Source organism: Candidatus Pantoea bituminis (genome assembly GCF_018842675.1).
Classification (GTDB): Bacteria; Pseudomonadota; Gammaproteobacteria; order Enterobacterales; family Enterobacteriaceae; genus Pantoea; species Pantoea phytostimulans.
Genome location: NZ_JAGTWO010000004.1, coordinates 1,472,908 through 1,487,293 on the forward strand (window position 1 = coordinate 1,472,908; position 14,386 = coordinate 1,487,293).

At 54.2% G+C, this 14,386-nt stretch carries 11 protein-coding genes and 1 pseudogene; 11 read left to right on the forward strand and 1 reads right to left on the reverse strand.

The window, feature by feature from the left end; translation table 11 throughout:
- Window positions 1-84: 84 nt before the first annotated feature.
- Window positions 85-1,539: an AMP nucleosidase gene (locus KQP84_RS10630; RefSeq protein ID WP_215846499.1), complete on the reverse strand. Its 1,455-nt coding sequence runs from the start codon at window positions 1,537-1,539 to the stop codon at window positions 85-87.
- A 353-nt stretch (window positions 1,540-1,892) separates the two neighbouring features.
- Here KQP84_RS10630 and KQP84_RS10635 point away from each other — a divergent pair, with 353 nt between their 5' ends.
- From KQP84_RS10635 to KQP84_RS10680, 11 genes and pseudogenes are all read left to right on the forward strand, one after another.
- A complete protein-coding gene (locus KQP84_RS10635; RefSeq protein ID WP_215846500.1) occupies window positions 1,893-3,008 on the forward strand; it encodes a branched-chain amino acid ABC transporter substrate-binding protein in 1,116 nt (371 codons plus the stop codon).
- A 712-nt stretch (window positions 3,009-3,720) separates the two neighbouring features.
- On the forward strand, window positions 3,721-4,635 hold the full coding sequence (locus KQP84_RS10640) for an ABC transporter permease subunit (protein WP_215846502.1): 915 nt from the start codon (window positions 3,721-3,723) through the stop codon (window positions 4,633-4,635).
- Between the two features lie 10 nt (window positions 4,636-4,645).
- Window positions 4,646-5,929 carry a high-affinity branched-chain amino acid ABC transporter permease LivM gene (gene livM / locus KQP84_RS10645; protein WP_215846504.1) on the forward strand — a complete coding sequence of 428 codons (1,284 nt, stop codon included), beginning with the start codon at window positions 4,646-4,648 and terminating at the stop codon, window positions 5,927-5,929.
- On the forward strand, window positions 5,922-6,800 hold the full coding sequence (locus tag KQP84_RS10650) for an ABC transporter ATP-binding protein (protein WP_215846506.1): 879 nt from the start codon (window positions 5,922-5,924) through the stop codon (window positions 6,798-6,800). Before livM ends, KQP84_RS10650 begins: the two co-directional genes overlap by 8 nt.
- Window positions 6,793-7,538 (forward strand): annotated as a pseudogene (locus tag KQP84_RS10655) (ABC transporter ATP-binding protein). The gene KQP84_RS10650 and the pseudogene KQP84_RS10655 overlap by 8 nt, the downstream one beginning before the upstream one ends.
- A gap of 119 nt (window positions 7,539-7,657) precedes the next feature.
- The gene (locus KQP84_RS10660; RefSeq protein WP_215848256.1) at window positions 7,658-9,067 is read left to right on the forward strand and encodes an EmmdR/YeeO family multidrug/toxin efflux MATE transporter; all 1,410 of its coding nucleotides are present in this window, start codon (window positions 7,658-7,660) and stop codon (window positions 9,065-9,067) included.
- 191 nt (window positions 9,068-9,258) lie between these two features.
- Window positions 9,259-9,444 (forward strand): lactonase family protein, encoded by a 186-nt coding sequence (locus KQP84_RS26165; RefSeq protein WP_252515261.1) that lies wholly within the window; start codon window positions 9,259-9,261, stop codon window positions 9,442-9,444.
- Window positions 9,435-10,370 (forward strand): lactonase family protein, encoded by a 936-nt coding sequence (locus KQP84_RS10665; RefSeq protein ID WP_252515262.1) that lies wholly within the window; start codon window positions 9,435-9,437, stop codon window positions 10,368-10,370. The genes KQP84_RS26165 and KQP84_RS10665 overlap by 10 nt, the downstream gene beginning before the upstream one ends.
- 270 nt (window positions 10,371-10,640) lie before the next feature.
- Window positions 10,641-12,275 carry an ABC transporter ATP-binding protein gene (locus KQP84_RS10670; RefSeq protein WP_215846508.1) on the forward strand — a complete coding sequence of 545 codons (1,635 nt, stop codon included), beginning with the start codon at window positions 10,641-10,643 and terminating at the stop codon, window positions 12,273-12,275.
- A gap of 137 nt (window positions 12,276-12,412) precedes the next feature.
- Entirely contained in the window at window positions 12,413-12,859 is a 447-nt protein-coding gene (locus KQP84_RS10675; protein WP_215846510.1) for a MarR family winged helix-turn-helix transcriptional regulator, read from the forward strand.
- A 160-nt stretch (window positions 12,860-13,019) separates the two neighbouring features.
- A complete protein-coding gene (locus KQP84_RS10680; RefSeq protein WP_215846511.1) occupies window positions 13,020-14,351 on the forward strand; it encodes an NAD(P)/FAD-dependent oxidoreductase in 1,332 nt (443 codons plus the stop codon).
- The last annotated feature ends 35 nt before the right edge of the window (window positions 14,352-14,386 follow it).

The window sequence follows — 14,386 nt, forward strand, 5'->3', positions numbered from 1 at the left end:
CTCGGGTGTCAATATGGCTAATCATCAATGCGGGACATGCCCGCATTGATTGCTCTCGTGACAAGCCTGAAAGCGAACAAAACCTTATCTGAACGGCGGTTCGTTAAAGGTTCGCAGTTTCCGTGAATGCAATTTATCCCCTTCGGCGCGCAGCAGTTCTACCGCTTGAATACCGATCTGTAAATGCTCCGAGATTGCGCCTTCGTAAAAACGGTTTGCCTGACCCGGCAGTTTGATTTCTCCGTGCAGCGGTTTGTCAGAAACGCACAGCAACGTACCGTAAGGCACGCGAAAGCGATAACCCTGCGCGGCGATGGTGGCGCTTTCCATATCCACTGCCACCGCACGGCTCAGGTTGAAGCGCAATGCAGAAGCGGAGTAGCGCAGTTCCCAGTTGCGGTCATCGGTGGTAACCACGGTTCCGGTACGCAGGCGCTCTTTCACTTCTTCACCTGGCATGCCGCTGACCGATTTAGTGGCATCATAAAGCGCGCGCTGCACTTCGGCGATGCTTGGGATCGGGATATCTGGCGGCAATACGCTGTCGAGCACGTGATCGTCACGCAGGTAAGCGTGAGCCAGTACATAATCGCCAATGCGCTGACTTTCACGCAGTCCGCCACAGTGGCCAATCATCAACCAGGCGTGTGGGCGGATAACGGCAAGGTGATCGCAAATGGTTTTGGCATTCGACGGGCCAACGCCAATGTTGATCAAGGTGATGCCGCGACGATGAGGGGAAGTGAGATGCCAGGCAGGCATTTGGTGTTTCTTCCATGCTAAATCAGAAAGCATGGCGTCACTGTCCGCGGTATCGGCGGTGAGCACCACATCACCGGCACAGACCAGGCTGTCGTAAGCTGTGTTGGGATCGCGCACCTGTTCAATAGCCCAGCGCACAAACTCATCAACATAGCGCGTGTAATTGGTGAACAGCACAAACGGCTGGAAATGTTCTACTGACGTGCCGGTGTAATGGCGCAGGCGCGCCAGCGAAAAGTCAGTGCGCAGTGCGTCAAAGTGAGACAGCGGGAAGCGCGCATCGACGTTGAACAAGCCATCAGCCGTTTCATCGCCAATCTGTGACAGTTCAGTGGTGGGGAAATGGCGCGCAATACCGGCGCTCATCGAGCGATCCAGTGACAAATCTGAACCATCAATCACGTAAGGATAAGGGATCTCTTGCGCTGATGGGCCGACTTCAATATCCACTTCATACTCTTTTTCCAGCATCGCTAACTGCTCGGCGATGTAATGGCGCAGCAGGGCTGGACGCGTAATGGAGGTGCTGTAACGGCCAGTGTGCGTAAAGCGTCCCCACGCGCGGGTGCGGTTTTGTTGCGGCCCATCGCCGTGCCAGCTGATGCGCAGCTCAGGGTAAACAAACAGACCTTGTGCGCGTGCCGCATAGTCAGGCAGCGTGCCATCTTCGGTGAAGGCTTTGATGGCAGTACGCAGGGCGTTTACCGATTCATCATATAAACGCTCAAGCTCATCAAGCGCCTGTTGGCTGGTCAAATTTTTCCGTTGTGTAGGCATAGCTTCTCCTTGGGTGTTTACAGCGAATTATCCTCAGCTTAGCGGGTTTGACGCTGGCTTTGGTTAATAATCTGTGATCAACCGCATTTTGCACCAACGTGGTGCTGGTGAGTTAGCCAAAGCACTCTATCGTTAGTGATCAAGTGGAAGTGAAAGGCGCTCAACGCCCCCAAATTCACCCTTCAACGTAAGATTTCGTCACAAATGGTGACTTTTGGCGAGATTATTGCTTACGAATTAACCGTGGCCACTCCCGGCTGCAGAATGTTCTCAAAGTGCTCCCCAGTCAGTGTATTCAGAAGTTGATTTCTCCCTATTTGGCATTCGCGCCTAACCGTGTTGAGGATGACAGCATGTCTGTGAAATTGATCAAGTTACCGATGAAACTCGTACTTGCAGGGTGTTTAACCACCGCGTTTTATGCACAGGCCGATATCAAGATTGGCGTGGCCGGCCCGTTTTCTGGCCCTAATGCCACCTATGGCGCGCAATACTGGAAAGGCGCCACGCAAGCAGCCGAAGACATCAACGCCGCAGGCGGCGTGAACGGCGAAAAGATTGTGCTGGTGCAGGGCGATGATGCCTGCGAACCCAAGCAGGCTGTTTCTGTGGCTAACCGCTTGGTCGATCAGGATAAAGTGATGGCGGTGGTCGGCCACTTCTGCTCCTCATCAACCATGCCAGCGTCAGAAGTGTATGACGAAGCGGGTGTACTCACGATTACGCCAGGTTCAACCAACCCCAAAATCACCGAGCGCGGCATGAAATCGATGTTTCGCATGTGTGGGCGTGACGACCAGCAAGGCGCGATTGCCGCCAATTACATGATCGATACGCTTAAAGCCAAGAAAGTCGCGGTGATCCACGACAAAGATACTTACGGACAAGGCTTAGCGGATGCGACCAAAGCCGCATTGGAAAAACGCGGTGTGAAAGAGGTGCTGTATGAAGGCTTGTCGCGGGGCGAGAAAGACTTTAACGCGCTGGTAACTAAGATTGCCCAGGTCAATCCTGATGTGGTCTATTTCGGGGGATGTCATCCAGAAGCCGGGCCGCTGGTGCGTCAGATGCGTGAGCAGGGCGTGAAAGCGAACTTCTTCTCAGGCGACTGTATCGTAACCGAAGAGATGGTCACCGCCGCAGGTGGGCCGCAATACACCAAAGGCGTGTACATGACCTTTGGTAACGATCCGCGTCAAATCCCCGCAGGCAAAGCGGTGATTGAGAAATTCCGTGCCGGTGGTTTCGAACCGGAAGGATACACCTTGTACGCCTATGCCTCGATTCAGGCGATTGCCGCTGCGTACAAAGGCGCAGGCAAAGACAACGAAAAAGCCAGCGAGTGGTTGAAAGCCAATCCAGTCGATACCGTCATGGGACAGAAATCCTGGGATGGTAAAGGCGACCTGAAAGTTTCCGACTACGTCATTTATCAGTGGGATGATAAAGGCAAATACCACCAACTCTAATTTAATCGTCATTCTTCACGTTACGGGCGCGTTGGCTTCACTTGCTCACCCCGGTCACTGACAATTGTCAGCTCCCGGGGATTCCCAAGCTCGCCGCCTTCCCGTAACGCGAATAATTTAGATTAAAAATTAATCGTGATTGTTCATGTTGCGGATGCGTTGGCTTCACTTGCTCACCCCGGTCACTGACGATTGTCAGCTCCCGGGGATTCTCAAGCTCCCGCCTTCCCGTAACGCGAATAATTTAGATTAAAAATTAATCGTGATTGTTCATGTTACGGGCGCGTTGGCTTCACTTGCTCACCCCGGTCACTGACGATTGTCAGCTCTCGGGGATTCTCAAGCTCGCCACCTTCCCGTAACGCGAACAGTTTAGATTAAAAATTAATCGTGATTGTTCACGCCATGGGCGCGTTGGCTTCAATTGCTCACCCGGTTACTGACGATTGACAGCCCCGGGAGTTCTCAAGCTCGCCGCCTTCCCGTAACGCGAACAGTTGAGATTAAAAATTAATCGTGATTGTTCATGTTGCGGATGCGTTGGCTGCGCTTGTTTACCCCGGTCACTGACGGGTGTCGGCTCCCGGGGATGCGTGCACTTACCGCCTTCCTGCGACGTGAATAATTTAGGGTAATGAGATCGCGCCTCGCTTGCGGGCGGGGCGAATTTCCAATGAGCCAGCGGTTTGGCTCTTTGCGGTGAGACTTCGCTATGGACGCTTTTTTCCTGCAGCAAATGATTAATGGCCTGACGCTGGGCGCGGTTTACGGCCTGATCGCCATCGGCTACACCATGGTTTACGGCATTATCGGCATGATTAACTTCGCCCATGGTGAGGTTTACATGCTCTCAGCCTACTTGTGCGCCATTGGTCTGGCGCTGCTCTCCTCTTTCGGTATTCACTCCTTTCCGCTGCTGATCTTCGGCACATTGCTCTTCACCATCGTGATTACTGCCGTTTATGGCTGGACGATTGAGCGCATTGCTTATCGTCCGCTGCGTAACTCCACCCGCTTAGCGCCGCTGATTTCGGCGATTGGCATGTCGCTGATATTGCAAAACTACGTGCAGCTGAGCCAGGGGCCGAATCAGCAAGGCGTGCCGACGCTGTTAACCGGTGTACTGCGCATGGAGTTTGATGGCGGCGTGGTGCAGATCACCTGGACCAAAGTCTTTATCCTGATCGCCGCGGCGTGCGGCATGGCGCTACTGACCTGGATCATCCAGTACACGCGGTTGGGCCGCATCTGTCGTGCCGTGCAGCAAGATCGGCGCATGGCTGCCATTCTCGGCATTAACACCGATCGGATCATCTCACTGGTGTTTGTCATTGGTGCATCAATGGCGGGGCTGGCGGGCGTGCTGGTCACCATGAACTACGGCACGTTTGATTTTTACGCCGGGTTCATCATCGGCATCAAAGCGTTTACCGCCGCAGTGCTCGGCGGCATCGGCTCGTTGCCCGGCGCGATGTTAGGCGGCCTGCTGCTGGGCGTGGCGGAGGCGCAGTTCGCCGGATTGGTGAATTCTGACTACAAAGATGTGTTCTCTTTTGCCCTGCTGGTGGTGATTTTGATCTTCCGGCCGCAGGGATTACTGGAGCGACCGCTGGTAGCGAAAGTGTGAGGAAGCAGGCATGAGTGAAACCATTCAGGGAATCAATCTTCGCCATACGCTGCGGGAAACGGTGCTGGCAGGATTTATTGCGTTGATCGTATTTGGGCCGATTGTCGGCATCGTGTTAGACGGTTATCAGTTTCAACTTGAGCCGCTGCGTGTGGCGCTGCTGGTTGCCATTGTGATGGCGGGACGTTTGCTGTTTAGCCTGTTTATGCAAACCACTCAAGGTAAAAAACTGCTGCGAAAATTTGCAGATGTGGATGATGGCGTTTACGTGCGTGAGCCAGGCTACCGCTCACGTTTGCGCTGGATTATCCCGCTGCTGCTGATCGCCGCCTGTGTTTTCCCGGCCTTCTCCAGCAAGTATCTGTTAACCGTGGCTATTCTCGGGCTGATTTATGTGCTGCTCGGGCTGGGGCTGAACATTGTGGTCGGCCTTGCTGGGCTGCTCGATCTCGGTTATGTGGCGTTTTATGCCATTGGGGCATATGGCCTGGCGCTGGGTTATCAATATCTCGGCCTGGGATTCTGGAGCATGTTGCCGTTGGCCGCATTGATGGCGGCCTGTGCTGGCGCGTTGTTGGGCTTTCCGGTGTTGCGTATGCACGGTGATTACCTGGCGATTGTCACGCTGGGGTTCGGTGAAATCATTCGATTGGTGTTAAACAACTGGCTCGCATTTACCGGCGGCCCCAATGGCGTTTCCGTGCCGTCGCCGACCTTTCTCGGGCTGGAATTTGGCCGTCGCGCTCGTGAAGGCGGCGTGCCGTTTCATGAGTTTTTCCATCTCAGCTACAACCCGAATATGAAGTTTATCTTTATCTATGCGGTGCTGGTTCTGGTGGTGTTACTGGTGCTGTTTATTAAGCATCGCCTGACGCGTATGCCCATCGGCCGCGCCTGGGAAGCGCTGCGCGAAGATGAAATCGCCTGCCGCGCGATGGGGCTGAATCACGTGTTGGTTAAACTCTCCGCCTTCATGCTGGGCGCCTCAACCGCCGGCATTGCTGGGGTGTTTTTTGCCAGCTATCAGGGTTTTGTCAATCCCACCTCGTTTACCTTTTTCGAATCCGCGTTGATTCTGGCGATTGTGGTGTTGGGCGGGATGGGATCAACGCTGGGCGTGGTGCTGGCAGCCTTTGTGCTGACCGTTGCGCCAGAGCTATTGCGCAGTTTCGCCGAGTATCGTGTGCTGCTGTTTGGCATGTTGATGGTGTTGATGATGATTTGGCGTCCGCGTGGTCTGGTGCGCACCAGCCGCGTTGGCGTGCCGCTGCGCAAAGGGGTTCGCCATGACTGATGCGATTTTGCAGGTGGATAATTTGATGATGCGCTTCGGTGGCATCAAGGCGTTAAACGATGTCAGTTTGAAAGTTGAGCGTGGTTCCGTCACGTCATTGATTGGCCCCAATGGTGCCGGGAAAACCACCGTGTTCAACTGTTTAACCGGTTTTTACCGTGCCAGCGGTGGGCGGATACAGCTAAATGCGAATCAGCGCTCCACCGATGTGATTCAGGTACTGGGGGAGAAAATCCATCCCAGCGACTGGATTAACCCGACGCAACTTGGATCGCGCGTCTGGTACAAAATGTTTGGCGGGGCGCATTTGGTGAACCGCGCCGGGCTGGCGCGCACCTTTCAAAACATTCGCCTGTTCCGGGAAATGTCAGTGATTGAAAATCTGTTAGTGGCGCAGCACATGCTGGTGAACCGCAACTTACTGGCGGGCGTGTTTAATACGCGCGGCTATCGTGCGGCAGAGAACCTGGCGCTGGATCGCGCCTTTTACTGGCTGGAGATGGTGGATTTGGTGCCAACCGTCAACCGGCTGGCGGGCACGCTCTCCTACGGTCAGCAGCGGCGTCTGGAGATTGCCCGCGCCATGTGTACGCAACCGGAACTGATCTGCCTGGACGAGCCGGCGGCAGGGCTGAATCCCGTCGAAACTGATGCGCTTAGCGCTATTTTGCACCGGCTGCGTGCCGATCACCGTATCAGCGTGCTGCTGATTGAACATGACATGCCAATGGTGATGAGCATCTCCGATCACATCGTGGTGCTCGATCACGGTGATGTTATCGCCCAAGGCACACCGCAACATATTCGGCACGATCCACGGGTAATCGCCGCCTATCTGGGCGTGGATGATGAGGAGGATGCGCATGGCTGACGTATTAGCATTTGAGTCGGTAAATGTGTTCTACGGCCCGCTGCAGGCGTTAAAAACGTGTCACTGACGGTTGCGGAAGGGGAAACCGTGGCGTTGATTGGCGCAAATGGCGCCGGGAAATCAACCTTGTTGATGTCGATTTTCGGTCAGCCGCGTATTGCCAGCGGTGAGATTCGCTATCGCGGTGAACCGATCAGTCATAAATCGACCCATTTCATCGCGGCAAACGGCATTGCGCAGGCCCCAGAAGGGCGGCGCATTTTTGCCGACATGACGGTGGAAGAAAATATGCAGATGGGCACCATCGCCATCGGCAACCGTCATCAGAAAGAGGATTTGGAACGGATGTACGCGCTGTTTCCACGCTTGCTGGAGCGCCGCAAGCAGCGGGCAATGACGCTTTCTGGCGGTGAACAACAGATGCTGGCGATTGCGCGTGCCTTGATGAGTCGTCCAAGCTTGCTGCTGCTGGATGAACCAAGTCTGGGTTTGGCACCGATTGTGGTTAAGCAAATCTTTACTATTTTGCGTGAATTGACCGCGCAGGGCATGACGCTGTTTCTGGTGGAACAGAATGCACGTCATGCGTTGAAGCTCGCCGATCGCGGTTACGTGATGGTCAATGGCGAGATTCGATTGAGCGGCAGTGGAGCAGAATTGCTGAATAATGAAGAGGTCCGCAGCGCTTATCTCGGCGGCGGAACAGATCATGCCGCGGGGGAAGTTAAAATATTGTAATAATGTCTAAATTGGGCGAGGAAACACTTTGCATAAATTCTCGCCCCCTATCATCATAAGATCTCCTGTCCAATCTCTTCTGATTTGGTATTCCCTTGCAAAATCCTGGCGTAGCAGTGATGCAGGCGATCAAGCGTACTGCGTGGTATCCCAAACGTCGCGCTTATCGCACGCTTTATTGGCGTGAGATCTCGCCATTAGCAGTGCCTATCTTTATCGAAAACCTCTGCGTCTTATTGATGGGCGTATTGAGCACCTTCCTGGTCAGCTGGCTGGGCAAAGAGGCGATGGCGGGCGTTGGTCTGGCTGACAGCTTCAACATGGTGATCATCTCCTTTTTTGCCGCTATCGATTTAGGCACCACGGTGGTGGTGGCCTTCAGCCTGGCGAAGCGTAACGGTAAACGCGCCCGAGACGCGACGCGCCAATCTTTAGCGATGATGACCATGCTGGCGTTTGTGCTGGTGATCGCTATTGAGTTCTGGGGACATCTGATTATCGATCTCATTGCCGGTGCGGCCGATCCCAAGGTGAAAGCCTTGGCGCTGAGTTATTTGCAGATCTCGGCGTGGAGCTATCCTGCTGCGGCTATTACGTTAATCGGCAGCGGAGCGCTGCGCGGGGCAGGCAATACCAAAATTCCGATGCTGATTAACGGCGGCATGAATATCCTGAATATTGTCATCAGTAGCGTGCTGATTTACGGCTGTTTTTCCTGGGACGGGCTGGGCTTTGTCGGCGCGGGATTGGGCTTGACGATCACCCGTTACATTGGTGCTATCGCAGTGATTTACGTGTTGATGATCGGCTTTAACGCCTCGCTGAAAATCTCGCTGAAAAGCTATTTCCGCCGCTGGAACAGCAATATTTTGTTTGAGGTATTGAGCATCGGCGTACCCGCCAGTATCGAATCGGTGCTGTTCAATGGCGGTAAATTGTTGACGCAAGTGTTTGTCGCTGGCATGGGAACCAGCGAAATCGCCGGTAACTTTATCGCCTTCTCAATCGCTTCCTTGATCAACCTGCCGGGCAATGCACTCGGTTCCTCCTCAACGATTATTACCGGTACCCGGCTCGGAAAAAATCAGGTGTTCCAGGCGGAGCGGCAGGTCAGGCATGTGTTCTGGCTGGCAACAATCTGCCTTACCGGGATGGCGATGCTAACCGTGCCGCTGGCAGGGATTCTGGCGCGCTTCTACACCAGCGATCCAGAAGTGATTAATGTGACGCAGCATTTGATTTGGCTCAACGCCTTGTTCATGCCGATTTGGGCGGCATCGTGGGTACTGCCAGCCGGGCTGAAAGGCGCACGCGACGCACGTTACACCATGTATGTTTCGATGTTCAGCATGTGGTGCGCCCGCGTGGTGGCCGGTTATCTGCTGGGAATCGTCCTTGGTATGGGCGTAGTGGGCGTTTGGCTTGGTATGTTCCTCGATTGGGCGGTGCGCGGCATTTTCTTCTGGTGGCGACTGAACAGCGGAAAATGGCTGAATAACTACCGCAAGATGGTGGCGAAAAACGGGTAATCTTTTTCCCTCTCTTGCGTCAGTAGGAGAGGAAAAACACCTTGGCGCTCACCCCTCACAATGCCAATTTTATTCGTAAAATTTCAGTCAGTTGCACAGTGCAGCGCGGCGATTCCCTGTCTAGCGTTAACAGCGCTCCGCATTGACGGAGACAATAAAAATCGTATCCTACGCAATGAACAGGTGAATATATGGCAGGTATTAAACCGCTGCTGGCTTTGCTGCCACTGCTGTGCAGCGCCCCGTTGTGGGCAAGCACCTTCGTTTATGTCTCAAATGCCGACTCCGGCACCGTTTCGCGTTATCAACTCAATCAACACTTGGGCGCGCTTAAGTGGCTGGGTGATACGCCTGCAGGCAAAAAATCATGCCGTTAGCCGCCAGTCCCGATGGCAAACACTTATACGGTGCGTTGCGCAGTCCACCCTATTCGATTGTGAGCTGGCGGGTGAATCGGCAAAACGGTGCTCTGGATAAGCAGGCGGTGACGCCGGTTGACGCCAGTTTCCCCTTTATCACCACTGATAAAACAGGCCGTTATCTGCTTGCCGCCTCTTACGATAGCGATATCGTGACCAGTAACCGCATCGATCCTCAAGGTATTGTCACCGCTAACGTGACGGGACGATTTCATACTGGGCCGCATGCCCATTCAGTCATACCCGATGCCAGCAACCATTCGCTTTACGTCGGTAATCTCGGCGCAGATCGGCTGCTGCAACTCACACTGAGCGATCAGGGCGGCATCACGCCACTGGGTAAAGGGTACGTAGCGGGCGAGAAAAACAGTGGCGCGCGCCATTCGGTGATGTCGCCCGATAACCGCTTTGTTTACAACCTGGCGGAGATGAGCGGCACCGTGACGCAATATTCACGCGCGGCAGATGGCGCTCTGAAAGAAGTGCAGCGTTGGCCGAATGCGGTCGCCGAGAAGTATGGCTTGCAGCACGGTGTACAACGCCCGGCAGGTTACAGCGATCCCACACCGCGCATCTGGGCTGCTGACATTCAAATCACCCCCAATGGTCATTTCCTCTACGTTACTGAACGCACCTCCAGCACCGTCAGTGGTTATCGGGTTGACCCATCATCCGGTGCATTAAGCTTGATCGGCAGTTGGCGCGTAGAAAAACAGCCACGCAGCATCGCTATTGATGCACAAAGCCAATGGCTGATTGCCAGCGGTGAAAAAAGCGCCGTGATTGGCAGTTATGCCATTCATCCTCAAAGTGGCGCGTTGCAGCGGGTCGCTGAAGCGCCAAGTGGCAAGGGCTCAAATTGGGTGACACTGATTTCACACTGAGTTGTTTTCACATCCGGTTTGTTGGCTTTACGTTTATTCGCCGGTGCTAAGTGCATCGGCTTTTTCTTAATCATTCCGCCGACCGGTTGGAAATAAGTAAAAGCTATTATTTCCCGCGGGTTGATCTGTGTCATTTTTTAATGGACATCGTCAATTAAATAACTCTCTTCATCTCGTTGCGACTCTGACTTAAATAGCGTTTCCGTTCGGTGATATTTATTCTCGCTTTCCTGTTTACTCAACAGTTATTTAGCCAGGAGAAAGAACGATATGGAAAAAAGCTTCGATAACGGCTCGCCGCTGTTTAGCGTACGGCAGCTTTCTGTGGCGCTTCCGGCGGGAATGGATCGTCAGTTTGCGGTGGAAAACCTCAGTTTCGACCTCGCAGCCGGTGAAATCCTGTGCATTATCGGCGAATCCGGCTCTGGCAAATCAGTCACTGCCCATGCGGCGATGGGATTGCTACCGCGCGCGTTGCAGATCACCAAGGGCGAGATTGTACTGCGCGGCCAGAATTTACTGACGCAAACACCTGAAACCCTGCGTCAGTTACAGGGCCGCACGATTGCCATTATCTTTCAGGATCCGCTGTCCGCCTTGAATCCACTGATGACTATCGGGGCGCAAATTATAGAAGTGATGGAGTCACATAATGTGGGCGATGCGCCGTCGCGACGACAGAAAATGTTGTCGCTGTTAGACGAAGTGGGATTACCCGAACCTGAACGCATGCAGCATCAATATCCGTTTCGTTTGTCGGGTGGGCAACGTCAACGTGTGATGATCGCTATGGCATTGACGCTGGATCCTGATGTGTTGATTGCTGATGAACCGACTACCGCGCTGGATGTCACCACGCAAGCGCAAATCCTTAAGCTGATCCGCGAGTTACAACAGCGTAAAGCGATGAGCGTGATGTTTATCACTCACGATTTTGGCGTGGTCGAAGAGATTGCCGATCGGGTGATTGTGATGGAGAAGGGCAAGATGGTGGAATCAGGCCCGGCACAGCGCGTTTTACGCCATCCGCAGCATCCCTATTCGCGCAAACTGATTGCGGCGGTGCCGCGCTTACAGCAGCAGGCGCGGGCACGTAATGCGCTTTCTCCGCAGGTGCTTGAAGTCAAAGCGCTGTGCAAAACTTATCGTAGCGACAGCGGTTGGTTTAGCCGTAGCCGGGAAGTCACTGCACTGAACAAGGTCAGTTTCAGCCTGAAAAAAGGCGAAACCTTAGGTATCGTCGGCGAATCGGGTTCGGGAAAATCTTCGCTGGGGCGCGTGCTGCTCAAGCTGTTGCCAGCCGACAGTGGTGAAGTGATCTTTGATGGACGTGACATTTTACCAATGAGCGAAAGCGCTTTTCGTCCACTGCGTCGCTGGATACAAATGGTGTTTCAGGACCCATTTGCCTCACTCAATCCCCGCCATACCATTGGCACCATTCTCTCGGCTGGCCCGCTGGCGTTGGGTGGCATGAGCCAGACAGAAGTTAAGCGTAAAGCGCAGCAGCTGTTGAGCCTGGTGGGGCTGGAACCCAGCGCCTGGGAACGTTACCCGCATGAGTTTTCCGGTGGTCAACGCCAGCGTGTTGGCATTGCCCGTGCGCTGATGTTTGACCCGGTGTTGCTGGTGGCAGATGAGTCGGTTTCCGCGTTGGATGTCTCAATTCAGGCGCAGGTGCTGGCGTTGCTAAAAGAAGTGCAGGAAAAAACCCAGGTCGCGATGATTTTTATTACCCACGATCTGCGCGTTGCCAGCCAGGTGTGTGACGAAATTGCGGTGCTGTACAAAGGTGAAATTGTCGAACAGGGCACGCCACAGGCGGTTTTCCAGCAGCCGAAACACGCTTATACCGCACAGCTGGTGGCGTCGATTCCAGGCGAAGCCTCGGCCATCGCACCTTAAGTGGAATCAGAAAAAGCTATGACGAAACAGGTTGTGATCGTCCACTAAGTCGCCAATACTGCAAACAGGTTGCAGTTGTATGAAAACGTCGCTAACGCATTCTTCTTGATGGTTTTTTAACCAACGTGGAGGTCGGCATGATGGCAGCAACAGCAGTTCCGGTTCATCCGCAAGACGTTAATCTCGGGGTGCTTGGCACCATGCTGAGTTACTGGGTGCGCAGCGTGAATATTGCCGTTTCGCGTGACCTCGATGAGCAGCTATCAGGGCTGGAGGTTGCTCGCGGTACGGGAAAAATCAGCACGTTACTGATTATCGATCATCATCCCGGCATTCGCCCTTCGCTGATTGCTGAGGTCATACAGCGCGACCGTTCCGCAATGGCGCGTTTGATTGACCAAATGGAGCAGCAGCAACTGCTCACACGCCAAACGGGTGAACAGGATCAGCGCTCCCAGGCGCTGTTTCTCACGCCACGAGGCGCCGCATTAGCACAACGTGTTCGCCAATTAACTCAGCAGCAGGAAGATCGCTTTTTCCGCCATTTAACGGCACAGGAAAAAAGTCAACGATTAAACTGCTGAAGAAAATCATGCGTTATTCTCCCTGACTTTCCGCTTTATCACTGAATATCTCTCGCTACGTGGAAGGTTTAATTCTGCGTGGTAGCGCCAGCTTTTGTCTTTATTTTGGGTTCACCTGAGAAATTGGGCGAAATAACGTAGGGCAACCGCGAGTATTTATATGCCAGGTCCATTTGTTGTACCCGTTCATGGGGATGTGGAATGCCCGACAAAGGTGGATGTTGTGGTCATTGGCGGCGGCATTATTGGCTGCTCCACCGCACTGGAAATTGCTGAGCAGGGCATTAGCGTGGCGCTGTGTGAAAAAGGGGGCATTGGGCAAGAGCAATCGAGCCGAAACTGGGGCTGGGTGCGGCTTTCGCGTCGCGATCCGCGTGAAGTGCCGCTGATGGCAGCATCATTACGTATTTGGCAAACCCTGAATCAGCGCGTCGGTGCAGAAACGGGCTATCGGCGCGCGGGCATTGTCTTTCACTGTGCCGACGATGAGGCTTTTCAGCAGCATCAACGCTGGACGCGTCATCTGGAAGGCTCAGAATTCAACGCTGAAATGGTTGATCGTGCTGGCTTTGAACGTCTGTTTCCGGGGCAACGCTTAGCCGGTGTTGGGGCGTTATATACCCCAGATGATGGACGCGCCGAACCGCAAAAAGCGGCCCCGGCGATAGCTGAAGCCGCACGCAAGCAGGGCGCATCGATTCTGACGGAGTGTGCAGTGCGCGGCATTGATACTGCCGCCGGACGCGTCTGTGGCGTATTTACCGAGCGGGGGTACATCGCCTGTCAGCAAGTGGTGTTGGCAGGTGGTGCCTGGTCAAGCTTGTTTGCAGGTCGCCTCGATTTGCGTTTACCGCAGTTAAAGGTATTGAACAGCGTAGTGCGGACCGAACCGCTCGCGGGTGGCCCCGAGACGGCTGTATGGGCGCGGGATTTTGCGGTGCGCAAACGTCTGGATGGCGGTTACACCATCGCGTCCGGGCATGAAAGTCAGGTTGATATCGTGCCGAAAACCTTCCGCTTCGCCCGTGATTTCATCCCTGCGCTACGCCATGAATGGGGTTCGCTGCGTTTGCGCGTGGGTGGACGCTTCTTTGATGAACTGCGCATTCCCGATCGCTGGGAGATGGATGAACCCAGCCCGTTTGAATATTGCCGGGTACTCGATCTACCGCCGTCGAAAACCTTAACCGACAAGGTGTTGGATCAGCTGCGTCAGCAACTTCCCGCCTTCGCTAATCTCAAAGTCGCCCAGCGTTGGGCGGGCTGCATTGACGTACTGCCCGACGCGATTCCGGTGATTTCTCCGGTTGAACGTTATCCCGGTTTGTATATGGCGACCGGCTTTTCCGGCCACGGTTTTGGAATTGGCCCGGCGGCGGGACGCCTGATGGCTGATCTGGTGTTGGGTCGCCAACCGGTGGTGGATCCCCGTGCATTCCGCTTTTCGCGTTTTAGTGACGGCTCAAAAATTGAAATTATCACCGGCTTTTGACTTGTCGGGCGAGACTGCCCGACGTTGCGTTCCCT